Source organism: Neobacillus sp. NPDC058068 (assembly GCF_042885335.1).
In the GTDB taxonomy this organism is placed as follows: Bacteria; Bacillota; Bacilli; order Bacillales; family Cytobacillaceae; genus Neobacillus.
The window spans coordinates 100,950-124,720 of sequence record NZ_JBHVSI010000014.1 but is presented as its reverse complement, the minus strand read 5'-3'; the positions used below and the strand labels follow the sequence as shown (position 1 = coordinate 124,720).

Here is a 23,771-nt window from a genome sequence, read left to right as displayed (position 1 = left end):
AAAACTGAAAAGATTAGTATAATAGAATTGTTTACTTAAGGATAGATTTTTAGTGCTTCCTTAACGAAAGAGTCTTTTCCATTTGGGGGAAGAAGGCTGTCCCTAGTCCCATGTTAATCAAAACTTTCCATGAGGTGACGTATGAAAAAGCAATGGAACCTAATATTTGCCCTACTTTTGATCTTAATTATCGCGGTCTTCTCAGTTATTAATGTTGAACCTGTAACGGTTAATTACTTATTTGGAAAAGCGGAATGGCCATTGATCCTCGTCATCATTGGATCAGTCCTACTAGGAGCATTATTAGCTGGTTTAATTGGTATGATGAAAATTTATCAACTTCAAAGAACTTTGAAAAAGGCTGCAGTAAAAACAGATGACCAATAAATTCTGACTTAGAATGAGTCACTCATTGTATTAAAGCAATGGGGGACTCATTTTTCCATTTACTTAGAATCTCTATAAGAGGACCTATTTTATGAAAAAAGTCGAGCGGGTTTCGACGTTATTTTTATCAATTTCCCGGGAAAAAGCCAAACGGCAGAAGGAAATAGTCATGATTCAATCAAACGTTTAGTTAATACGGAAATATAGGAATACCTGTCGAAACGTGTATTATGAGCGGCAGATACTTATTTTCCGCCACGAATTGCACATAAAATAAACAAGAAGAATCCTATATTCGACGATATATTTACTGATTTTAAGTTGTAAACCCCTTATTTATAAGCACTTGATCTGATTTCAATCAAACGATTGATTAGTTTTTTTGAAACTAATCAATCGTTTGATTGAAAATGTAGTATTCCTTGAAATATTAGGCTTCTTATCATAAAACTACGAAGAAATTTGTTGGAAAATAGAGGGTGGAAAAAGTCCGAGAAAATGAGATTAGTTAAGAAAAGATTTATCATAATGGAGAATTCAAGTATCATTAAAGCAGCGGGGGAATCTCCCTTTTTCTACAAGTTAGTCATATAATGTGATTTCTAATGCTAACAGTGTTATAATATGTTATAAATATGAATAGTCCTTCGGGGTCGGGTGAAAGTCCCAATCGACGGTGATGAAGAAATTCTAAGCCCGTGAGCCTTTTTTAAGGCAGGATTTGGTGTGAATCCAAAGCCGACAGTATAGTCTGGATGGGAGAAGGACGTATGAGCATGCCTTATTTCCTTATGAAGAAAAACACACTTCAGAAGGTTTATTTAGTGATGCTTACAACACGAAAACTCCTAACCACCCCGTAGAGATGATCTATGGGGTTTTATTATTTTTATAAAACCCAAACAAAATTTCATATGCAATGTCCTTCGGGGTCGGGTGAAAGTCCCAATCGACGGTGATGAAGAAATTCTAAGCCCGTGAGCCTTTTTATAAAGGCAGGATTTGGTGTGAATCCAAAGCCGACAGTATAGTCTGGATGGGAGAAGGATGTATGAGCAATGGTATCAAGCTTTTGAAGAAAAAATAACCTTCAGAAGGCTTATTTAGTACTGCCGTTATTCCATACTCTCCTCCTAAACCCCTTAGTGACGTATTCTAAGGGGTTTTATTTTTGGAAGGAAGCAGGAGAACCGTCCCCAGCTTCCTGTAAACCGTGATTGGAGGGGATCAAGATGACGGATGAGTTTTATATGGATTTTGCCTTGAAATTGGCGCAAGTTGCTGAGGGACAAACTGCCCCGAATCCCGTTGTGGGTGCTGTGATTGTGAAAGATGGAGAAATTATTGGATTCGGTGCTCATTTGAAAGCGGGATGCCCGCATGCAGAGGTCCATGCATTGCAAATGGCAGGAAATCGGGCTAAAGGAAGTACAGTTTATGTGACGCTCGAACCATGCAGTCATTATGGAAAAACACCTCCATGTGCCATGGCCCTAGTAGAATCCGGTGTGGAACGTGTAGTCATTGCCTCGATGGATCCTAATCCTTTAGTCGCGGGCAAAGGCGTTGCTCTTTTGAGAGACGCTGGGATTGAAGTGAAAACAGGTGTTTTGAAAGACCAGGCTGATGTTTTAAATGAGGCATTCTTTCATTTCATTCAACAAAATAAACCTTTTGTGACATTGAAACAGGCAATTACACTTGATGGCAAGATAACGGCACAGACGGGTTGTGGTGAAAAAATTACCGGCAGCGAGGTGCAACAAGATGTGCACAATGCCCGCGAGAAGTATGATGCGATTTTAGTCGGTCTTGGGACCGTTTTATCGGATAATCCGAGTCTAACGAATCGGCTTGGCAAGACGAAAAAACAACCAATTCGAATCATTTTAGATACACATTTAACGATGCCGCACGATAAAAAAGTTATTACGGATGAGCAGTCACAGACGTGGATTTTCACCGGATCGGAGGCAGCGGCTGAAAGGATTGCTAGTTTTCAACAGCCGCATGTAGAAATCATCCAACTTTCGCAGCCAACCATCGACATTACCGAGTTACTGACGGAGCTTGGAAAACGTCAGGTGATGAAACTTTATGTAGAAGGCGGTAAAACCGTCAATGCAAGCTTTTTGAAATCAGGCTTGGTAAACCAATTGATCACCTATATTGCACCGAAAATTGTCGGCGGGAATAGGGCAGTACCCATGTTTGCTGATTTAGATGTCCTGCAAATGACAGACGCTTACGAATTGAAATTTCAACATGTAGAAGTGATTGGCGAGGACCTGAAAATAACGTCGGTACTGAAATGAGGTGTAAATCATGTTTACAGGAATTGTAGAAGATTTAGGTAAGGTCAAAGCGATCAAAAGTGGGTCCAATAGTATGCAGTTAACGTTAGAATCGAAAAAAATTGTAGAAGACATTCATTTGGGTGATAGTATCGCGGTAAATGGCGTCTGCTTAACCGTCACCGCTTTTTCAACCAACACATTTACAGTTGATGTTATGCCGGAAACGGTGAAGGCAACCAATATCCAGTCGTTCCAAATTGGTCATGTGGTCAACCTGGAACGGGCGATGCCGGCAAATGGCCGGTTTGGTGGTCATTTCGTTTCAGGGCATGTGGATGGAACAGGTGTCATTTTACGAAAAAGGAAGCTTGAAAATGCGGTATATGTTGATATTGGCATCAAAGAAGAACTGAGTAAATATTGCGTACTGAAAGGTTCGATAGCGATTGATGGAATCAGTTTAACGATTTTTGATGTGCAGCCTAGACAGCTGACTGTTTCGCTTATTCCCCTCACGTTTAGTGAAACGATACTAGGGATTAAAAGAGAACATGATGTCGTGAATATTGAAAATGACATGCTTGGAAAATATGTTATTCATCAATTGGAGCGCAAGCAAGAGAGTTCGCCGATTACGATGGATTTTTTACGACAAAATGGATTTTAGAAAAGGCGGTGTTTTGACTGTGTTTCATACCATTGAAGAAGCAATTGAAGATTTGAAAAAAGGTAAAATTATTATCGTGGTCGATGATGAGAACCGTGAAAATGAAGGAGATTTCTTGGTGCTGGCGGATTATGCAACACCGGAGAATATAAACTTTATGGCTACACATGGCCGCGGTTTAATCTGTACGCCCATAACGAAGGAATTAGCGGCACGTCTCGATTTACATCCGATGGTCCAGCACAATACAGATAACCATCAAACGGCTTTTACGGTTAGTATTGATTACAAAGATACAACGACTGGTATTAGTGCATTTGAGCGTTCTGAAACGATTTTACAACTGTTAGATCCAAACGTAATCAGCTCAGATTTTCGCCGGCCTGGTCATGTGTTTCCGCTTGTAGCCAAGGAAAATGGTGTACTTGAGCGAAATGGACATACGGAGGCAGCGGTTGATTTTGCGAAACTTTGCGGAGCTCAACCTGCCGGGGTCATTTGCGAAATTATGAGTGATAACGGTGAAATGGCAAGGGTGCCGGAACTAATGAAATTTGCTGAAACGTATGAGTTGAAACTGGTGACGATTGCCGATTTAATCCGCTATCGTTATCAACATGAGCAGTTAGTGAAACGTGAGGCATCAGTGAAGCTGCCAACATCATTTGGCGAATTTCAGATGATTGGCTATTCCAATCATCTAGACGGGAAAGAGCATGTAGCGATCGTGAAGGGGGATCTGCTTAAAGAAGATGAGGCACCGCTTGTACGAATCCATTCTGAGTGTTTGACAGGTGATGTTTTTCATTCAAAACGCTGTGATTGTGGGCCGCAATTGCATCTTTCATTAGAAATGATTGAAGAAGCGGGCCGAGGTGTTGTCCTCTACATGGAACAGGAAGGCAGAGATATCGGTTTGCTAAATAAATTAAAGGCCTATGAGCTGCAAGAGCAGGGTTATGATACGGTTGAAGCAAACGAGAAATTAGGATTCCCAGCAGAAATGCGTGATTATGGTTTATCCGCACAAATGCTGCGCGATTTAGGGATTACGAAGGTGCGTTTGATGACAAACAATCCTGAAAAAATGGAAGGCTTAATGAAATATGGCATTGAAGTGGTCGAGCGCGTGCCGCTGGAAATTGATGCCGTAGCAGAAAATAAACATTATTTAATGACAAAAAAAATAAAAATGAATCATATTTTAGCATAGGAGAGATGACAAATGGGACAAGTATTTGAAGCACAATTAATCGGAACAGATTTAAAAATTGGTATAGTGGTAGGAAGATTTAATGAGTTTTTAACATCTAAATTGTTGGGTGGTGCAATGGATGGCTTGAAACGTCATGGTGTGTCTGAAGAAGCTATTGATATCGCATGGGTGCCAGGTGCGTTCGAGGTGCCATTCATCGCGAAGAAGATGGCGGAAACAAAAAAGTATGATGCAATTATCGGATTAGGTACCGTCATTCGCGGATCAACTACTCATTACGATTACGTATGTAATGAAGCAGCTAAAGGGATTGCCAATGTGGGCTTAACAACTGGTGTGCCAGTTATGTTCGGTATTGTAACAACAGAAACGATTGAGCAAGCGATTGAGCGCTCTGGGACAAAATCTGGTAACAAAGGCTACGATGCGGCTGTATCCGCCATTGAAATGGCCAATTTGAATCGTTTATTTAAATAAATTATTTCTAAATTAAATAGGCGATGGAATTCGCCAAAACCGCCTTAAGGCTAATGACTTCTATCAGAGAAGTCATTATTTCTGGTAGAAGTTTGTTTTTTAGGTGGGAAAATATCAATTTTAGCGGGTTATTTATCTCGAAAAAGGTCTATTAATTAAATTTGGGGTCAGTCCTTGCTACGGTAAGTAGCGGTGACTGGCCTTATTTTTGTAAAAAAAATTTTGTTTAGTGTTTTGTAAAATGTGCTATAATTTGTCGTAAAAAGGTTGTTTTTTAGTCTAACAATTAAAGGGTTTATTATGTTTTTTGATATCTGAATATTGTGAAACTATAAACAATCGTTGAAACATTAATATAAAGGGACAACATGGTAGGAGGCTGTATGAAATTTAGAACAAAGCTCTATATGAGCACAGGATCAATAATCGTTTTAATTTCAATCTGTGTCATTATTTTAATGAATATGCTGGAACAATCTTTGGTGAATATCGATGTAGTTATTTCCGATAAATATGAACGAATCAATATGGCTTCAACGATTAAATACGAGACAGTTAATATTGCCCGAGAGTTGAATGGGATTATCCTCAATCAATCAAATGAAACGATTGATACTTCCATTAATGCTTTGGAAGACTCGAACATCAATATCAACCAAGCGATGGAGTCACTTGAAAGGATAGATAGTAAAGAAAAGACTCATGAATTTATTGCAAAATATAAAGTACTCCGGGAATCTTATCTAACTAAAGTACAGCAAGTAATTGCTATTAAAAAAATCGATCCTAAAGTGGTAATCCAACCAGAGATGTTGAACGATTTGAAGCTCACCAGGGAAAGAATGCTTCAAAATGCGGAACTTCTCCGCGGATTGCAAGAACAAGAGATGAAAAATGAACTTTATCGATCCCGAGACACCTACCATTGGGCTGTTACGACAATTTATGTGTATCTTGCCATCTGTTTGAGTTTAGGAATAGGAATTATCATTTGGATCATTAGGGGGATGACAAAGAATCTCAACCAGGTAACGACTGTCATGAAAAGTGTGACCAATAGCGGCACCAATGCTCTGCCGCGGATTGAGATTTTCTCTAAAGATGAAATTGGTGCTATCGCCGCTGCTTTTAACAAAATGGTTTCAGAGCTAGAGGAACATAGCAAACGAGAGAAACAATTAATAGAAGAAGCAGAGGAGCACAGCTGGCTTAAAACAAAAATTGCTGAATTACTAGCGATGTATCCGGAAGCTAAAGATGTGAAAATGCTGGCAGAATTGTTCATATTAAAGCTTGTACCTATGGTAGGAGCTAGTAATGGTGTGTTTTATATAAAGACAGGAAAAGGGAACGAGCAGTATTTGAAAAAAATCGCTGCTTACGCATTTTTTAATCAAAATAGGGACTTTGAATCCTTTCGGATAGGAGAGGGTCTAATTGGGCAATGTGCACTTGAGAAAAAGCCCATCTTCCTAAATCATGTTCCCGATAATTATATAAAAATACAGTCCGGTATGGGAGGAGCGTCACCGAAAAATATTATTATTTTACCGATACAAAATGAAGATGAGGTACTGGCTGTTATCGAAATTGCCTCCTTTGAAGCGTTCAGTCCTTCCCAAATCCTGCTCCTTGAAGAAGTGATTCCTACTACAGGAATTACGCTAAAAAGTATGTTAAATCACATGAAGGCGGAAAGATTATTACAAGAATCACAAACCTTAACAGAAGAACTTCAAGCTCAATCTGAAGAACTGCAATTACAGCAAGAAGAACTAAGGACGACAAATGAACAACTGGAGGAGCAATTTGCAGCCTCCGTCCTAAAAAAAGAAGAGCTGGAGAAAGTAAGAGAGGAACTAGAAGAAAAAGCGCAACAATTAGAAATCAGCTCCCAATATAAATCAGAATTTCTTGCTAATATGTCCCATGAGTTAAGAACACCACTTAATAGTTTACTCATTTTAGCACAAATCCTTTCCGAAAACGGTGAGGGCAATCTGACAGCTAAACAAGCAGAGTATGTTCGCACAATTTATTCATCTGGAAATGATTTATTACATTTAATCAATGATATTCTCGATTTAGCAAAGGTAGAATCAGGTAAACTAGAAGTGATTCATAGAGAAGTAGATTTACATAATGTAGAAGATTCCATCAAACAGCAATTTTCACTGCTAGCCAATAAGAAAAATATTCAATTAATCGTTCAAGTCGCACCTGATTTACCATCAATTTTCTATACGGATGAACATCGTTTGCTGCAAATTTTAAAAAATCTGCTTTCAAATGCCTTTAAATTCACTGAAAGCGGCAGTGTTTCACTACTTGTTCGGAAGGTAATAAAAGAAACTTCCCGGCAGCAGCGTTTACACGGAGAATCTATGCTTGCCTTCTCTGTGATTGATACAGGTATTGGCATAGCTAGAGAAAATCATGGAACGGTATTTGATGCCTTTAAACAAGCGGATGGAACGACAAGTCGAAAATATGGGGGTACAGGACTAGGATTATCTATTTGCCGAGAAATAGCTTATTTATTAGGCGGGTTTATTGAGTTAACGAGTCAAGTAGGAAAGGGCAGCACCTTTACTTTATATCTGCCTTACGATCAAGTAAACGAGCAGAAAGAGGTAAAAGCTTATATTAAGGAAGCTTCGGCAGGCCTCGAGACTGAACATGATACACCAGAAGTTCCTAACACAAAGGATGAAGAAGATAGTAGTAATAAACAAATCGGAACCTCATCGCTAAAAAATAAAAAGGTCCTCATTGTCGATGATGATATCCGAAATGTTTATGCACTTACGATTGCCTTAGAGAAATATGAAATGGAAATTCTTGTAGCAGAAAATGGCCGCGAAGGGATTGATATCTTAGAAGAAAATTCAGATACAGATATCATTTTAATGGATATTATGATGCCCGAAATGGATGGATTTGAGGCAATACGGGCAATTCGGAGCAGGTCTAAATTTACAACCTTACCGATTATTGCCCTTACAGCTAAGGCGATGAAACACAGTCGCGAAGAATGTTTAAATGCAGGAGCAACGGACTATATCAGTAAGCCGCTAAACTTAGATCAGTTATTCTCGCTTATGCATGTATGGTTGTATAAAAAGGAAGGATAAGTGATTACGATTCAAAAAAAAGAAAACCTACAAAAGCAAACACCGAGCCAAGTGGTAGAAACGATTGAAATTGATCTGCTTCTTGAAGCGATTTACCGCTTTTACGGCTATGATTTTCGAAATTATGCCCGCCCCTTCATTCAAAGAAGAATTTGGCAACGTGTGCAAAAAGAGAATCTACCAAGTATTTCTGCTTTGCAAGAAAAAATATTGCGTGATTCGAATGTTATGAATGGTCTATTTTCTGATTTTTCTATAAATGTAACGGAAATGTTTCGTGATCCTTACTTTTTTAAGTGCCTGCGAACAAATCTCATTCCATTAATAAGAGATTATCCTGAAATTCGAATTTGGCATGTGGGCTGTTCAACTGGGGAAGAAGTGTATTCAATGGCCATATTGTTACAGGAAGAGGGCCTATATGAAAAGACGAAAATTTATGCCACTGATATAAACACAAATGTATTGGAAAAGGCGAAGAAAGCTACTTTTTCTTTAGAAAATATGCAGCTCTACACCAAAAATTATTTATTAGCTGGCGGGACGAGGGCTTTTTCAGAGTATTACAAGGTGGCTTTCGACCAAGTTGTTTTTCACCCTGATCTCCAAAAAAACGTGGTGTTTGCTGAGCATAATTTAGTAACAGACTCTTCATTTCATGAGTTTGATCTAATTATTTGTCGGAATGTCCTCATTTATTTTAATAAGGATTTGCAAAATGATGTCCATCGGCTCCTCTATGAGTCCTTGAGTTTATCAGGATTTCTAGGGCTGGGAAAAAGAGAGGGGATTAGATTTACAAGTTATGGAAACTGTTACGAAGAATTTAATACAACAGAAAGACTATACCGTAAATTTAAATAGCACCACTACTCAAAAAGTTAATATTTTAATGGTGGATAATCATCCTGAGAATCTACTGGCATTGGAAGCGGTCCTCTCAGCTCCGCACTATAACTTAGTTAGTGCTACGTCAGGAAACGCGGCGCTGAAAAGTCTGCTTAAACAAGAATTTGCTGTTATTTTACTAGACGTACAAATGCCGGGACTAAATGGCTTTGAAACAGCTAAACTAATTAAGGCCAGAGAAAAAACAAAGCATACTCCGATTATTTTCATAACAGCTATCAGTCAAGATATGGAACATGTTCAACGCGGTTACTCCGTAGGGGCAATTGATTATATCTTTAAACCATTTCAACCTGAAGCATTGAAACAAAAGATAGAGAAATTTGTAGAAATCTATCAAAAACATAAAGAGGAAATTAGCAAGAGTGAGATACAGCTTTCTGCGGAATTAAATGAAGTGAATAAAAAGTTAGATGAGACAACCTTGGATTTGCAGAGGACAGAAGCGTTAGCAAAGGTAATTAGTGAAACGTTACTCGATACCATTGTTACCTTTGACGGTCAAAGGTGTATCCTATCGGTAAATCCAGCTGTAAAAACGATGTTTGGCTATAGTTTGAATGAATTAGTCGGACAGCCTATCAGCAATCTTTTTCTACATGTGAAGGGAGACGATGGAAATCACCCTCCGGATTTGTTCTTTTCCTTAATCAATCCATTTCTGGGTGGTGTGATCGAAGCGGTTGCATTAAGGAAGGATGAAAGCGCGTTTCCTGCGGATATCCAGATTGGTGAGACGGCAGTAGAGGGTCAACAAATTTTTATTTGTACCATTCGTGATGTGACGGAAAGAAAGCAGATGGAAGAAGTTAAAAAACAGCAATTAAATCAGGAAATGTCACGACTGGATCGATTGAATTTAATTGGCGAGATGGCTGCAGGGATTGCCCACGAAATTCGCAACCCGATGACCACCGTTTATGGATTTTTGCAGGTGGCAAGAGGCAACCGTGATGGATTGCCAAAAGAAATTGTTGACCTCATGTTGGACGAATTAAGCAGGGCAAATTCTATTATTACTGAATTTCTTAATTTGGCTAAAAATAAGGTAAGCTATAAAAAAATCCAAAACATAAATACGATAATTGAGGCATTATTTCCGCTTATTCAAGCTGAAGCCTTACGTTCAAGAAAACAAGCTGTGCTCGATTTACATGATTGCCCCGACCTCTCCGTAGATGAAAAAGAAATTCGCCAATTAATCTTAAATATTGTCTTAAATGGTCTTGATTCTATGTCGTCTGGAGGGCAGCTTACGATAAAAACATATGCAGAAAAACAAGCAGTCATTTTGGAAATAAAAGATCAGGGGAAAGGGATTAGCCCAGAGGTTTTGGAAAAAATCGGAACACCGTTCTTCACAACGAAGGAACATGGAACAGGATTGGGCCTCGCGATCTGCTATAGTGTAGCTGAACGCCATCAGGCAGATATTGACATCGAAACGGGAGACGAAGGGACAACCTTTTTCATTCGTTTCAAACCAAACTAAGGAACATCAAAATAGAAAAGGAAGGTTTGCATGTTAAATAGGAGCAAGCTATTTCTTCTTACTCTTACTATTATTTCTGCAATTTTAATTGTTTTTAGCTATAAACAACTTGTCGATAAAAAGCCAGAAGCCGTATTTGTATTAAGAACCTTGGACAATGAGTATTGGGAGATTATTCGCGCAGGTATTGAGCAGGGATGCTTAGATTTTGGGATAGATGGTAAGGTTATGGCATCAAGAAATGGAACAAGCGAAGAACAAATCAAGATATTAGATAATGTTCTTGAAGAACATCCTGATGTACTAGTAGTCTCTCCGGACATTTCATCTGATATCATTCCTAAATTAGAAGAGTTTGTTAGAAGAAACATTCCCGTATTGATGATTGATACAGATGAGCTTACGGTAAAAAAAACGGCATATATTGGTACCAATAACCTAGATTTAGGGCGAAAAGCAGGGGCATTGATGGCCTCAATGCTGCATCCCGGAGATAAAGTGGCCCTTATCGGTAGAGAATCACCAGTGGAAAAAGAACGGATAAAAGGTGCTAAAGCCAGTTTAGAAGCTGCAGGGATCAACATAGCGGCAGAAAGTATAAAAATATCAATTAATGATAAGAACCAAAATCAAAAAGTGACCAAGGTAATGGAAACCATTTTGCAGAAGCATCCAGATCTTAAAGGTATTGTTACCTCAACTGATTATCTTGCCATTCCTGTAATTAAGGATCTTCAAGAACAAGGCCTTTCCATTCCCGTCACAGGAGCAGATGGAATAAGCAAAATGCTTGAGTTAGTAGAAAAAGGTACAATAACCGGTACAGTAGCGCAAAACCCTTATGATATGGGATATTTAAGCGTTCAAGCTGCATTAAAGGTGACAAAGGGAGAAACGATCAAAAGGAACATTGATAGCGGTGTCGATATTGTCACGAAAGATAATGCGAAAGAGAAGCTGGACTTCTTGAAAAAGGTGTTGAAATAAAATACTCACTAGCCTACGGTCATTCCTGGAGTCAGCTTCCCGTTACAGGAGTTATTAGAAGAAATAATAGAAGAAAGTCTTTTGAAAATAACTAGAATTGCTTGTGATGTCTGAACCCCTTGCCTTTGAGTCTCTTTTTTTATATATTTAATAGTTTAGTATCTTTTCATGAAATTCTTTATTCCTTATATTAAATTAATGCAAAATATGTAAAATAAGAGGAGAATAGAGGACATGAATTAAACTTGAAAATAACATATAGGCCATAATTATTAACGGGAATTTATAATGTTAGTTGTATTATCCTCTATGATTGGAGACCGTGTAAATGTTAAGGGAACAGACGAGATATTCTCGCCTTGCGAATATAACAAAAATAATAAATACAAAGTTAGAACTACGAGAAGTTTTACAGCATGTAACAACGGCCATATCTGAAGAAATTGTTCAATGTAATGCTGTTGGTATTTATTTACCCCAGGAAGATGGAACGTTCAGAGGATTTGCAGGAAAACCGGATATCATAAATGGTATGACGCTTGATATGCAGGTAATTGAACCTGTACAAGATTTATTGGCAAGAGAAGTTATAGAAACCAAAAAAACCATCTACATCCCTGATACTTCTAAGGATAATCGGCCGGATCCGAGATCAGTCGCGGCCTTTAAAATTAAATCCTTATTAGCTCTCCCTATCTCAGTTGAACAAGAGTTATTTGGTCTAGTTTTTTTATTTGATTATGGAACTCCAATGAATCTAACAGAATCAGAAATTCAAAGTGTCGAAGCTTATGTGAATATGGCTGCAGTCGCAATACAAAACGCGAAAAATTTAATACAAAAGGAAAACCTTATTGCTGAAAAGCAGTTGTTACTTGATGTTACAAGTGATTTATCGAAGTGTTCCTCGATACAGGAAAGCCTTGATAAATGTTTTTACTACTTAAGAAAGACTTTAGAAAGCAACAATTTAGCTGTCCACCTCCTAGATCCGCTAGACAAAAACTCAATTAGCTCAACAAAGTTAAGTAAAGATAGTGATTGGACAGAAGCAGATTGGATGGAGATCCATAAAGCCAAAAGCTATGAAGCGATGATCCAAGAGGTTATTCATACAAAGAATGTAATTACCATCCCAGATGTATTCACAAATGAAAGACTAGACCATGATTTTTGTCGGAGCTTCAAGATTAAGGGTCTACTTATGATACCATTGGTTTCAATGGGAGAAGTTTTAGGAGTAATTGCTGATGTCAAATTACAGGGAAAAGATCTCCATTACCTTGAATCCCAGATTAAACTGGCAAAATCTATTGTTGATGCCACAGCCCCTACATTTTCAAACCTGCAATATATGGACCGACTTGAGTACATGGTGGAAGAGCGAACAAGGGAACTAGCTGCTGCTAACGAAAAAGTTACAAGTGTCATTGAAAGTATTACGGATGGTTTCTTTGCTTTGAATAAAGAATGGAAATTTATTTACATAAATAAACATCAACATTTACCACCAATAAAAAACACAAAAGATGTTTTAGGCAAGAATATATGGAACGTCTTCCCGAAAGCGGTTGATACGGTCTTATATAAAGAATTTCATCGGGCGATGATAGAGCGGATACCCGTCCAATTCGAAATATGTTCAGCCTCAGACGAATATTGGCACGAAATAGTAGCTTACCCGTTTGATGAGGGGATCTGTTGTCTTTGTAAAAACATTACGGGAAAAAAGAAATATGAGAAGGAATTGAAAAGGTTATCCAGCCTAGAATTAATAGGACAAATGGCAGCAGGTATTAGCCATGAGATTAGAAATCCAATGACAACGGTACGTGGATTCTTGCAGGTATTAAAAAAAGAGGGTGAATTTGCGAAACATATTGATTACTTTAATTTAATGATTGAAGAACTTGACCGCGCAAATTCAATTATTACTGAATTTCTCTCAATGGGCAATACAAGGACATCAGATTTACAAATGTTAGATTTAAATTCAATTATTCATGATATTACTCCATTAATTAAAATTGATGCATTTAATCAAAATAAATATATTCATGTTGATACTAAAGACATCCCAGAATTACTGTTAAATCGTAATGAGATACGGCAATTATTAATAAATCTATACCGTAATGGCTTGGAATCAATGAGCACAGGGAAAATTCTATCTATCAGAACCTACAAAGAAGATGATTGTGTAGTTCTTGCAGTGCAGGACCAAGGAGAAGGGATTAGGCCAGAAATTTTAGAAAAATTGGGCACGCCATTTTTTACTACCAAAGATGATGGCACTGGCCTAGGATTAGGCATATGTTATGCCATTGCTGCTCGTCATAATGCAAAAATTGAAATTCAAACAGGATCAGAGGGCACTACTTTTTTTATTATATTTAACTCAACTTTGGCAGAGTGAAATTGGTAAATAAACCTTGGTATAACTAATTTTTCCGGATACTCGATAGCATTCAATTAAAAGAATCCATTTTTTCCGGATACTCGATAGCATTCAATTAAAAGAATCCATTTTGAACAATCTTTTTTCAAAATGGATTCTTTTATTTGTCTTTTACTAGAAAGCAGTCCAATGTGTTGGACGAACAATTAGGTGCGGTAATTTTGTCCGGGCATCACCCTTCGCCGAGTTAATTTGAACTTGAGTGAGAAAGATACTATCAGTGAGATCTGCTCCTCTAAGATCGGCGTCTCGTAAATCAGCGCCGATTAAGTCAGCCTCTCTTAAGTCAGCATCTCGAAGGTCAGCAGCAATAAGGTAGGATCCTCTTAAGTTGGCCCCTCTTAGATTCGCACCTTTGAGATTTGTTCCCATAAGATCTGCTCCCCGGCGGTTAATTCTCTTACCATTCTTTTGCTGTCGGCGTGACTCCGTCCATACTAGTTCGCTTGTCCTTAATAGAAGAGCGTTCACCTCTGCTCGGTGGGACGGAACGTTTAAGTCCATGAGTGAATCAGGACTAAGGTGAGAAAGTCTTTCTGTCTCGTCAAGTGCGATGCGAAGCTCTTTGTGAATTGGACGCGTTGCTTTCAACGCTAGAGCTTCGGTCAAATACGAGAGCATCTCATGGAGTTGTTGCATAATCGGGAATACTTTGTACATTTTCTCCGCCGATTCTGGGCTTTCCTGCCAATTGATTCCTCCAAAAGTGATTTGGGAAACCTTTTGCCCTGCACCGAAGCAGTCAAAAACGGTACACCCTTTAAATCCTTGCTGTCTGAGGTTTTTATGAATGCTGCAACGAAAGTCCGATTGCAGATTTGGGCAAGGTTTGCCAGCATCTTTATCGATGGCAAAATCTGTAGAAGCCGCGAAGGTTGGGGCAACACAGCACAAGCCGAAGCAGTTCTCGCAGTCAGCCCGGAGGCTGTCTCGACTAAGATTCCCTTTTAAATTTGGACTATCACGGTTCTCGGACATGAGTACATCCCCTTTGTTTTTGAATCCTTGGATGGTTTACTATATTAGTAGGTTTATTTGATAAATATTTTATAGCTGCCAAATTTCTGCCGTTTATTTTTATTAAAAATCATATTTTTAAAAAATGCAATATTGGAATATTGCGAAACCGTTCACAGTGGGGCAAACTGTTGTTGATTAGCTTGATAGATTTTTTTAGTAGGAGGTTAGAATTTCATGTTTCTTGAGCAAAGAATAAATGGAAAGTTTAACTCTGTAGTATCTCATGTTAAGAATACGTATGATTTGGTTGATGGTTCTGGTGCAGGTGTAATGGTTATACAAAATGATAAAATTGTTGTAGAGGAATATTGGGGGAAACATTCCAAAGAACCTGATGCAAGACCGATCCAGGAAGACTCACAGTTCCATATAGCTTCTGTTCGGAAAAGTTATATTGGCTTTGCGGTGGCATACGCTGTACATAATGGATACATAGACTCAATTGATGATGAAGTAACAAAATATCTGTCTGTTGCTGATAAGGAACTATTTGATAAAACAACGATTAGACACCTACTTACACATACCCATGGGTTAAACACACAAGAGGGCAGGATTATCCGAGAATTTGGTCCGGGGAAAGGATGGGCTTATCGTGATATCAATATTAAAATGTTGACGGATATTGTCAAATCTACGACAGGTAGGACAATAGCTGAAATTCTGAAAGAACAGGTTTTTAATCCTTTAGCGTTTAAGGAAACTGGTTGGCATGATGAAGCAAATGAAAAATTAGTGCAAGTTATCAAAGAACAAAACGATAAGTTTTGGTCAACGAGCAAAGGTACCGATGGGGATCAGAAGAATATGTATGTATCCACAAGTGAGCTTGCTTATTGGGGATATGTCCACTTGAAGCAAGGTTTTATCGATGGGGAACAATTGGTAACTAACGATATCATTAAATTAGCGACATCCCTTCAGAGTCCATTCGTAAATAAAGACCTTCCTCAAAATGGCTTTTTATGGTTCGTGAAGGATTTGCCTGCAAAGCAAACGGAAATTGGCGACCTTGTGCCTCAAGGTTCCTATCAAATCTTGGGATATACAAGCGTGGCAGTATTAGTTATACCAAGGCATAATATTGTGGCTGTTCGCATGTTTAATAGTTTTGGATCTACTCCTGAATACGATTATTTATCTGATATTAGATCATTTGGGGATACTGTTATGGGGTGTTTATAAAGGCGCAGTGGGACAGGCACCCTGTCCCACGACAAATTGTACAAAATGTATTGTGAACAATTGGGTAGGTCCCTTCTGTGTTAAAGCGGCAAAACATAAATCTCGAATTCGAGATATTTTCCTTGACTCACTATCACTTGAGTGGTAAAGTGATAGTGAGCTCAGATGAGGAGGAAACGATATGCGTAATAATACGCTAGGATCGTTAATTTGGTTACGTTTAGTGCGTTTTACAAACCTCAGTAACCAGTTGTCCAACGACTTTTTAAAACAATTTAATATAACGACTGCACAATTTGATGTACTTATGCAAATTCATGTATACCAGCCGCTCACGCAAACAGAGTTAGCTGAAAAAGTAACTGTCACGCAAGGTGGTATTTCTCGTATGGTATCCCGGCTTGAGAAAGAAGGCTATATTGTTCGTAAACAAGATTGGAAAACGAAAACGATTAGCTTAACTAAGAAGGGTGAGGCGATTTTAGACGAGGCTATGCCAGCGCAGCTTGCGTTTCAAACGTCATTTTTTGAAGATGTTTTAAATGAGGAAGAAACGAAAACATTATACAGGTTAATGACACGTGTTCATAAACATAGCCAGAAAAAAGAGTTGCCGCCTGAGTAATTTTTTCAGGCAATCACTTGACTAATCAAGTTAAATATAAGGAGGAACCACTATGTATAAAATTCCTGGGCATCATCATATTTCAATGATTACAAAAAACGCGCAAATGAATAATCGATTTTATCAAAACGTGTTAGGTTTACGACGTGTGAAAAAGACCGTCAATCAAGATGATCCTTCGATGTATCACTTATTTTATGGAGATTTAACAGGAAGTGCGGGCACAGAGCTAACCTTCTTTGAAATGCCGATCGTAGGAAGGACTGTTCGCGGAACCAATGCCATTACGCAAATTGGCTTACTTGTACCATCATTCGAAAGTCTGGAATATTGGAAAAGGCGTTTTGAGCTATTAGATGTTAAGCACGGAGAAATCACAACCTATGCAGGCCGCGATGCTTTATATTTTGAAGATACAGAGGGTTTACGAATGATCCTGCTGAATAATAATGACGCAGTGACACCAGAATACTGGTCTGCTTGGGAAGATTCCAATGTTGTACAAAAGCATCGTATTTTAGGGATGGGAACGGTGGAAATAACCGTCCGTTATTTGGAACGAACAGTTAGAACATTAACGGATATGTTGGGATATGTAGAAGTGACCCGTTCTGAAAATGAGGCTATTTTTCAGTCTATCGCAGGGCGGGCATTTGGTGAAATTGTTCTAAAGCAGCAGGAGGGGCCGAGTGAAAAGCCAGGTCGAGGCAGTATTCATCATTTGGCGATTCGTGTGAAAAACATGGATGAGCTGCGCTATTGGGAGGAACAGGTGAAAGATCGTGGTTTCCATTCATCGGGCGTCGTCGATCGTTACTACTTCCAAAGCTTATATTTCCGTGATAGGAATGGGATTTTATTTGAAATAGCCACAGATGGTCCTGGATTTACAGCCGATTCGACAGTTGAAGCGTTAGGAAAAAACTTAGATTTGCCACCATTTTTAGAAGAAAAACGGGCAGAAATTGAAGCAAAGTTAAAGCCAATTGATTAAGGGGAGAGAGCAGCCATGAAACAATATCGCATTGATCCAAGTAAAGGATTGGAATTCGGTTTATATTCGATTGGTGATCATACACTAAACCCATTTACAGGAAGTCGGATTAGCGCAGAACAACGGATCTATGAATTAATAGAGGCAAGTAAGCTGGCAGATGAGGCGGGGCTTGATGTATTTGCCGTCGGGGAAAGTCATCAAACGTATTTCACTACCCAGGCGCATACGGTCATATTAGGTGCGATTGCTCAAGCGACAAAAAGGATTAAAATTGCCAGCTCGGCAACGGTGTTAAGTACCTCAGACCCTGTTCGTGTGTATGAAGATTTTGCAACTCTCGATTTAATCTCAAACGGCCGGGCTGAAATTGTGGCAGGACGTGGCTCCCGTGTTGGGGCGTATAGCTTGCTCGGGTATGATGTCCGTGATTATGAAGAATTATTTGAGGAAAAATTAGAGCTTCTGCTGAAGATAAATGCCGAAGAAAAGGTGACATGGGAAGGTCAATTCCGGGCACCATTGGAAAATGCGTCCATTCTTCCACAGCCCCGAAATGGCCATTTGCCGATTTGGCGTGCTGTAGGCGGACCCCCTGCAAGTGCCATTAAAGCAGGCAATGCAGGCGTACCGATGATGCTGACGACACTTGGCGGACCAGCAATCAATTTTAAAGGATCTGTGGATGCTTATCGTGAGGCATTAGAGCGAAGCGGTTTTGACCCGGCGGAACTGCCTATTGCGACAACTAGTCTTTTTTACACAGCAGAAAATTCACAGGATGCCCTTCGAGAATACTATCCACATCTGAATTTAGGGATGCAGGCGTTAAGAGGCGGCGGCTATCCAAAGCAACAATTCGAGCAGGCAACAGACTATCGTGACGCGTTAATGATTGGCAGCCCACAGCAAATTATTGAAAAAATGCTCTACCAATATGAATTATATGGTCAACAGAGATTCATGGCCCAAATTGACTTTGGCGGCGTTCCATTCGATAAAATTGCGAAAAATATTGAGTTGATTGCAACAGAAGTTATACCTGCGGTAAGAAAATTTTCAACTAAGAATTAGGAGGGACAAAGGGACACCTTGTCCCACAACAAATTGTCCAAAATGTATTGTGAATTATCGGGTCAGTCCTCCCTGCTGTGTTAAAGCAGCAGAGGACTGACCCTTTCTTCTATTAAGTTTGCCCTGAAATGAGAAAAACCAGCGGCAAGATCCCGAATGCTATGTTAACGAAGAAATGACATACGATGAGAGGAAACAATCTTTTTTGTTTGTGGAAGATGATCCCGCTCCCAATCCCCCATACGAAAAAAGCCGCAGCATAGACAATGGCACCTTGTAAACTTACAGCCAGTATAACGTGTTGCAAAGCAAAGCCGACAGAGGGGATGAATATACCAACCCACACTTTTTTAAAATGGCTGATAAATAACGGCTGGGCATAGCCGCGGTACATTAGTTCTTCAATCGGTGCATTTAGAAACGGAAAAACGCAAGAAATGCTGGCCGTAAACCATAGTAGCCATCCGGGGCGTGGAAATGAAAAGATATCTTCATTTCCGGCAAAAACAGTCGGAAAGTGTTCGAATAAATCCGGCCCATACATGACAAACATGATTCCCAAAATTGTAACCACGAAAGGGACATACAAAACCACAAGCCATAACATACCGAACAAAATATCCTTTACAACTCGGTCCATACGAAAATTGATTATATCTTTAATGGAACGACCTTCTTTTTTTAACAGGCGATGTAACAAATAAAAACAAAACACATTAACGATAGTAAAATAAACATTTGAAAATTCCGGCAGAAAGGGAAATCGAAAAGATAAACCACATATTTTTAGCAATAAAAAAAGTAATAACAGCGCCATGATTAACATTGGAAATCGAATAAACGAAACAAGCCAAGCGTTTTTCAAAAAGCGGCACCTCCCACTTAGAAAATACTCAAAAATCTTTAGGTTTATGTGTGAAACCTTTTTAACGGGACAGGGAGCCTGTCCATAATCCCAATCATCTGACTGTTGACAATTGTACGAAAAGAATGATAATCTTCAAGGATACTAAACATTATTTTACAAAGGAGGAATGGACAATGAGAGATCTTCATGTGTACTTCATAACTGCTAATTTCATATATTGTCCATACCTGTGATTTGTAACATGGTGAATTCCTAACGCGATGAAAGGTACGGGCACGCCTTCGATACCTTTTCCAGAGATGCACGCTCTTTTTAGGGTATGCTTCTCTTTTTTGTGTTGCGGAAGATTTTGGTGAATTGTTAAAAAAGGAGAAGATGAAGATGTGGAACAAACAAAGAAGATTGATTTTCAAAAAGGAGCTGCTAGATTGTGGGTAGCTATTGTTCACAGATGTTCGGGAAAGTAGGGATGCTACATGTTTGATGTATTAGGTAAATTAGGCTGGTTTTTTAAACAGTATTGGAGGCAATATACAATTGCCATTTCCTTTTTAATGATTGCCAGTGTGCTGGAAGTGGTTCCCCCGTATATACTTGGCTCCATTATCGATGTATTAACGGCTGGCGAAATGTCCAAGGCATTATTAGTTAAATATGTATTAATATTTATTTCGATTATAATATTTGGCTATTTTTTAAATTTCGTTTGGCAATATCGTTTGTTTGAAGGGGCCATTAATCTTGAAAGGATAATGCGCCGGAAATTAATGCTGCAATTTTTAAAAATGACCCCTACATTTTATGAAAAGAACCGTACGGGTGACTTAATGGCACGGGCAACCAATGATTTAAATTCCGTTTCGATTACAGCGGGATTTGGGATTATGACGCTGATTGATTCCACGTTATATATGGGTGCCATCATTTGTGCGATGGGGTTTATGATTTCTTGGAAATTAACGTTTTTTGCCATGCTGCCAGTGCCAATAATGGCTGTGCTAATTCAGTATCTAGGCAAACTTGTGCATGAGCGATATATGAAGGCACAGGACGCATTTGGAGAATTGAATGATAGTGTTCTAGAATCCGTTGCCGGCGTGCGGGTGATCCGTGCCTACGTGCAGGAGAAAAAGGATGAAAAGAATTTTGCGGACATGAGTGAAGAAGTATACGCGAAAAATATGTATACAGCAAAAATTAATGCCCTATTCGGGCCGATAACAAAAGTCGGAACCGGCATCAGCTATGTTGTCGCCCTTGGTTACGGTGCAATTCTTGTCTCTAATGGTGACTTGACGGTCGGTCAGCTTGTTACCTTTAATGTCTATTTAGGGCTAGCAGTGTGGCCTATTTTCGCTATTGGTGAGTTAATAAATGTCATGCAGCAAGGAAATGCCTCACTTGATCGAGTCCAAGAAACCCTTAACAGTGAGGCTGACGTCCAAAACGCGAAAGATACGGTTGCTATCACGACGCCGAGTGCCATTGGTTTTGATGATTTGATGTTTCAATATCCAACGAGTCAGGTGAAAAATTTACAGCAAATCTCCTTGTCACTAAAAAGGGGGGAGACGCTTGGGATCGTTGGGAAAACAGGTGCAGGAAAAACAACTTTCCTTAGACAATTATTGCGTGAATATCCACTTGATGAAGGACAATTAACTATTGCCGGTGTTGATATTGCCGCGCAAACAAAAGAACAGATTCTGGATTGGATTGGGTATGTACCACAGGATCATGTATTATTTTCACGGACGATTCGCGAAAATATTTTATTTGGGAAAGAAGATGCAACAGAAGCGGATTTACAGGAAGCTATTCACCTTGCCTACTTTAAAAAGGATTTAGAAAACTTACCGATGGGGCTCGAAACGCTTGTCGGGGAAAAAGGGGTTTCTTTATCAGGCGGGCAAAAGCAGCGGGTATCGATTGCACGGGCGCTTATTAAAAATCCGGAAATATTAATCCTAGATGATTCATTATCCGCAGTCGATGCAAAAACGGAGTCTAGAATACTCCGCAACATTCAGAATGAGCGAAGTGGTAAGACAACGATTATTACAACCCATCGTTTATCTGGTGTGCAGCATGCAGATCAAATTATCGTGCTTGATGAGGGGCAAATTAACGAGCAAGGAACACATGAAGAGCTTATTGGACAAAATGGCTGGTATAAAGAACAATTTGACCGTCAACAGCTGGAAGGGGGCGAGTCATGAGTACGGGGAAACGTTTAACGAAATATGCGATGTACTTTAAGCGGCCAATTTTTCTGGGGCTATTATTCTTAGCGGCCGCTGTATTTGCGGAACTTGCAGGTCCATTTATTGCAAAAAATATTATCGATGAACATATGACCATTGGAAAAATTGAAATCAAGCCGATTGCCTGGCTGCTTTGTTTATATTTTATCTTAGCGGTGGCAACTGCCATATTACGGTACTTTATGTATATTTATTTGCAAATGGGAGCAAATCGTGTTGTCCAAAGATTACGTCAAGACGTATTTGGGCATATTCAAAGGTTGCCGATTCAGTATTTTGATCAATTGCCGGCAGGGAAAATTGTCGCACGGGTCACAAATGATACCGAAGCATTAAGAAATTTATATGTGCAAGTACTTTCTAACTTTGCCACAAGTTTCATTTCGATAGCGGGTGTCTATATCGCGCTGTTTATTTTAAATTGGAAAATGGCGCTGATTGCCTTAATCATGATGCCAATCGTCTATCTGTGGATGATTTTATACCGGAAGTATGCAGCGCAATACAATGATGTGATTCGAACAAAAATTGCGGATATTAATGCAATGATTAATGAATCCATTCAGGGCATGACGATTATTCAAGCCTTTCGTCGTGAAAAGCAAATGACGAAGGAATTTGATGAGATGAATGAAGAGCATTATGCTTATCAGCGCAAACTATTGTTTTTAGATTCGGCAACATCATTTAACTTAGTGAATATGTTACGTCTCACCTTGTTTACGATTTTCATCATCTATTTTGGGACACAATCGTTAACGACAGTACAAATTGTCTCTTCGGGTACACTCTATGCGTTTGTCGATTACTTAACGAGATTATTTAATCCAATTACGAATGTGGTCAATCAGTTTTCCCAGCTGGAACGCTCACTCGTTGCCGGGAAACGAGTGTTTGAAGTGTTAGATACCACTGGTGAAAATGTATCACAAGAAATGATGCCTAGATACGATGGGCATGTACTATTTGAAGATGTGTCATTTGCTTACAAAAACAATGATTATGTGTTGAAGAATTTATCCTTTGAAGCGAATCGCGGCGAAACAGTGGCGCTTGTTGGCCATACGGGTTCTGGAAAGAGTTCGATTATGAACTTGCTCTTCCGTTTCTATGATCCATCAAAAGGGAAGATTTATATTGATGGGATTGATGTTACTTCTGTGCCAAGGCAGACGATGCGCAAACATATGGGCATTGTGTTACAAGATCCTTATTTATTTACCGGAACGATTGCCTCGAATGTAAGTTTGAATGACCCAAGTATCTCGCGGGAAAAAGTAGAAACAGCCTTGAAAGCGGTTGGTGCCGAAAGTGTCCTTAGGAATCTTGAAAAAGGGATCGATGAACCTGTTATTGAAAAAGGCAGCACACTTTCTTCGGGCCAGCGACAGCTTATTTCATTCGCAAGGGCGCTCGCTTTTGATCCTGCAATATTAATCTTGGATGAAGCAACCTCCAATATTGATACAGAGACGGAAGAAATTATTCAGCATGCAATGGATGTTCTTAAGAAGGGACGCACGACCTTTATTATTGCTCACCGTCTTTCGACGATAAAAAATGCTGATCGTATTCTTGTATTAGAACGAGGCGTGATTAAAGAACAGGGAACGCACGATGAATTACTTGCCCAAGGCGGCATCTATGAGCAAATGTATCAAATGCAGGCAAAATCTCTTCAGGTATAAAGAAAGAAAGCGCAAGTTTCCTTTGCGCG

At 39.2% G+C, this 23,771-nt stretch carries 18 protein-coding genes and 3 riboswitches; of the genes, 16 read left to right on the top strand and 2 right to left on the bottom strand.

The window, feature by feature from the left end:
* Nucleotides 1-141 precede the first annotated feature (141 nt).
* The 10 genes from ACFVSW_RS17390 (at nt 142) to ACFVSW_RS17345 (ending at nt 13,982) form a co-directional block, all read left to right on the top strand.
* Nucleotides 142-387 (top strand): LapA family protein, encoded by a 246-nt coding sequence (locus ACFVSW_RS17390; RefSeq protein ID WP_387317912.1) that lies wholly within the window; start codon nt 142-144, stop codon nt 385-387.
* Nucleotides 388-1,026: 639 nt separating this feature from the next.
* A riboswitch (FMN riboswitch) is annotated at nt 1,027-1,158 on the top strand.
* A gap of 147 nt (nt 1,159-1,305) precedes the next feature.
* Nucleotides 1,306-1,439: riboswitch (FMN riboswitch) on the top strand.
* 180 nt (nt 1,440-1,619) lie between these two features.
* A complete protein-coding gene (ribD, locus tag ACFVSW_RS17385; RefSeq protein ID WP_387317911.1) occupies nt 1,620-2,702 on the top strand; it encodes a bifunctional diaminohydroxyphosphoribosylaminopyrimidine deaminase/5-amino-6-(5-phosphoribosylamino)uracil reductase RibD in 1,083 nt (360 codons plus the stop codon).
* Nucleotides 2,703-2,712: 10 nt separating this feature from the next.
* Nucleotides 2,713-3,351, top strand: coding sequence for a riboflavin synthase (gene ribE, locus ACFVSW_RS17380; RefSeq protein WP_387317910.1), 639 nt, complete (start codon nt 2,713-2,715; stop codon nt 3,349-3,351).
* A gap of 19 nt (nt 3,352-3,370) precedes the next feature.
* Nucleotides 3,371-4,564, top strand: coding sequence for a bifunctional 3,4-dihydroxy-2-butanone-4-phosphate synthase/GTP cyclohydrolase II (locus tag ACFVSW_RS17375; protein WP_387317956.1), 1,194 nt, complete (start codon nt 3,371-3,373; stop codon nt 4,562-4,564).
* Nucleotides 4,565-4,576: 12 nt separating this feature from the next.
* Nucleotides 4,577-5,044 carry a 6,7-dimethyl-8-ribityllumazine synthase gene (gene ribH, locus ACFVSW_RS17370; protein WP_387317909.1) on the top strand — a complete coding sequence of 156 codons (468 nt, stop codon included), beginning with the start codon at nt 4,577-4,579 and terminating at the stop codon, nt 5,042-5,044.
* A gap of 10 nt (nt 5,045-5,054) precedes the next feature.
* Nucleotides 5,055-5,114, top strand: a riboswitch (Fluoride riboswitch).
* Between the two features lie 313 nt (nt 5,115-5,427).
* On the top strand, nt 5,428-8,178 hold the full coding sequence (locus ACFVSW_RS17365) for a response regulator (RefSeq protein WP_387317908.1): 2,751 nt from the start codon (nt 5,428-5,430) through the stop codon (nt 8,176-8,178).
* A 9-nt stretch (nt 8,179-8,187) separates the two neighbouring features.
* Complete coding sequence (locus ACFVSW_RS17360; RefSeq protein ID WP_387317955.1) at nt 8,188-9,042, top strand: CheR family methyltransferase; 855 nt, start codon at nt 8,188-8,190, stop codon at nt 9,040-9,042.
* Nucleotides 8,984-10,579 carry an ATP-binding response regulator gene (locus ACFVSW_RS17355; protein ID WP_387317907.1) on the top strand — a complete coding sequence of 532 codons (1,596 nt, stop codon included), beginning with the start codon at nt 8,984-8,986 and terminating at the stop codon, nt 10,577-10,579. The genes ACFVSW_RS17360 and ACFVSW_RS17355 overlap by 59 nt, the downstream gene beginning before the upstream one ends.
* Before the next feature lie 30 nt (nt 10,580-10,609).
* Nucleotides 10,610-11,566: a sugar ABC transporter substrate-binding protein gene (locus tag ACFVSW_RS17350; protein ID WP_387317906.1), complete on the top strand. Its 957-nt coding sequence runs from the start codon at nt 10,610-10,612 to the stop codon at nt 11,564-11,566.
* Nucleotides 11,567-11,894: 328 nt separating this feature from the next.
* A complete protein-coding gene (locus ACFVSW_RS17345; protein ID WP_387317905.1) occupies nt 11,895-13,982 on the top strand; it encodes a GAF domain-containing protein in 2,088 nt (695 codons plus the stop codon).
* 156 nt (nt 13,983-14,138) lie between these two features.
* Here ACFVSW_RS17345 and ACFVSW_RS17340 read toward each other — a convergent pair whose 3' ends face one another.
* A complete protein-coding gene (locus ACFVSW_RS17340; protein WP_387317904.1) occupies nt 14,139-15,002 on the bottom strand; it encodes a pentapeptide repeat-containing protein in 864 nt (287 codons plus the stop codon).
* A 216-nt stretch (nt 15,003-15,218) separates the two neighbouring features.
* On the opposite strand from ACFVSW_RS17340, the gene ACFVSW_RS17335 reads away from it, so the two are divergent.
* From ACFVSW_RS17335 to ACFVSW_RS17320, 4 genes are all read left to right on the top strand, one after another.
* Nucleotides 15,219-16,229 carry a serine hydrolase domain-containing protein gene (locus ACFVSW_RS17335; protein ID WP_387317903.1) on the top strand — a complete coding sequence of 337 codons (1,011 nt, stop codon included), beginning with the start codon at nt 15,219-15,221 and terminating at the stop codon, nt 16,227-16,229.
* A gap of 181 nt (nt 16,230-16,410) precedes the next feature.
* Entirely contained in the window at nt 16,411-16,854 is a 444-nt protein-coding gene (locus ACFVSW_RS17330; protein WP_387317902.1) for a MarR family winged helix-turn-helix transcriptional regulator, read from the top strand.
* 52 nt (nt 16,855-16,906) lie between these two features.
* Nucleotides 16,907-17,848, top strand: a complete 942-nt coding sequence (locus tag ACFVSW_RS17325) for a ring-cleaving dioxygenase (RefSeq protein ID WP_387317901.1) — start codon at nt 16,907-16,909, stop codon at nt 17,846-17,848.
* Between the two features lie 15 nt (nt 17,849-17,863).
* Nucleotides 17,864-18,922, top strand: a complete 1,059-nt coding sequence (locus ACFVSW_RS17320) for an LLM class flavin-dependent oxidoreductase (protein WP_387317900.1) — start codon at nt 17,864-17,866, stop codon at nt 18,920-18,922.
* Between the two features lie 112 nt (nt 18,923-19,034).
* On the opposite strand, the gene ACFVSW_RS17315 is transcribed toward ACFVSW_RS17320, so the two are convergent.
* Nucleotides 19,035-19,787 (bottom strand): CPBP family intramembrane glutamic endopeptidase, encoded by a 753-nt coding sequence (locus ACFVSW_RS17315; protein WP_387317899.1) that lies wholly within the window; start codon nt 19,785-19,787, stop codon nt 19,035-19,037.
* A 479-nt stretch (nt 19,788-20,266) separates the two neighbouring features.
* On the opposite strand from ACFVSW_RS17315, the gene ACFVSW_RS17310 reads away from it, so the two are divergent.
* Both ACFVSW_RS17310 and ACFVSW_RS17305 read left to right on the top strand, forming a co-directional pair.
* Entirely contained in the window at nt 20,267-22,009 is a 1,743-nt protein-coding gene (locus ACFVSW_RS17310; protein ID WP_387317898.1) for an ABC transporter ATP-binding protein, read from the top strand.
* On the top strand, nt 22,006-23,742 hold the full coding sequence (locus tag ACFVSW_RS17305; protein ID WP_387317897.1) for an ABC transporter ATP-binding protein: 1,737 nt from the start codon (nt 22,006-22,008) through the stop codon (nt 23,740-23,742). Before ACFVSW_RS17310 ends, ACFVSW_RS17305 begins: the two co-directional genes overlap by 4 nt.
* The last annotated feature ends 29 nt before the right edge of the window (nt 23,743-23,771 follow it).

Bases quoted from the DNA above. Each gene is read 5' to 3' on its own strand.
- ACFVSW_RS17390 (WP_387317912.1), top strand. From the start codon at position 142: ATGAAAAAGCAATGGAACCTAATATTTGCCCTACTTTTGATCTTAATT.
- ribD (WP_387317911.1), top strand. From the start codon at position 1,620: ATGACGGATGAGTTTTATATGGATTTTGCCTTGAAATTGGCGCAAGTT.
- ribE (WP_387317910.1), top strand. From the start codon at position 2,713: ATGTTTACAGGAATTGTAGAAGATTTAGGTAAGGTCAAAGCGATCAAA.
- ribH (WP_387317909.1), top strand. From the start codon at position 4,577: ATGGGACAAGTATTTGAAGCACAATTAATCGGAACAGATTTAAAAATT.
- ACFVSW_RS17365 (WP_387317908.1), top strand. From the start codon at position 5,428: ATGAAATTTAGAACAAAGCTCTATATGAGCACAGGATCAATAATCGTT.
- ACFVSW_RS17355 (WP_387317907.1), top strand. From the start codon at position 8,984: ATGGAAACTGTTACGAAGAATTTAATACAACAGAAAGACTATACCGTA.
- ACFVSW_RS17350 (WP_387317906.1), top strand. From the start codon at position 10,610: ATGTTAAATAGGAGCAAGCTATTTCTTCTTACTCTTACTATTATTTCT.
- ACFVSW_RS17345 (WP_387317905.1), top strand. From the start codon at position 11,895: ATGTTAAGGGAACAGACGAGATATTCTCGCCTTGCGAATATAACAAAA.
- ACFVSW_RS17340 (WP_387317904.1), bottom strand. From the start codon at position 15,002: ATGTCCGAGAACCGTGATAGTCCAAATTTAAAAGGGAATCTTAGTCGA.
- ACFVSW_RS17335 (WP_387317903.1), top strand. From the start codon at position 15,219: ATGTTTCTTGAGCAAAGAATAAATGGAAAGTTTAACTCTGTAGTATCT.
- ACFVSW_RS17330 (WP_387317902.1), top strand. From the start codon at position 16,411: ATGCGTAATAATACGCTAGGATCGTTAATTTGGTTACGTTTAGTGCGT.
- ACFVSW_RS17325 (WP_387317901.1), top strand. From the start codon at position 16,907: ATGTATAAAATTCCTGGGCATCATCATATTTCAATGATTACAAAAAAC.
- ACFVSW_RS17320 (WP_387317900.1), top strand. From the start codon at position 17,864: ATGAAACAATATCGCATTGATCCAAGTAAAGGATTGGAATTCGGTTTA.
- ACFVSW_RS17310 (WP_387317898.1), top strand. From the start codon at position 20,267: ATGTTTGATGTATTAGGTAAATTAGGCTGGTTTTTTAAACAGTATTGG.
- ACFVSW_RS17305 (WP_387317897.1), top strand. From the start codon at position 22,006: ATGAGTACGGGGAAACGTTTAACGAAATATGCGATGTACTTTAAGCGG.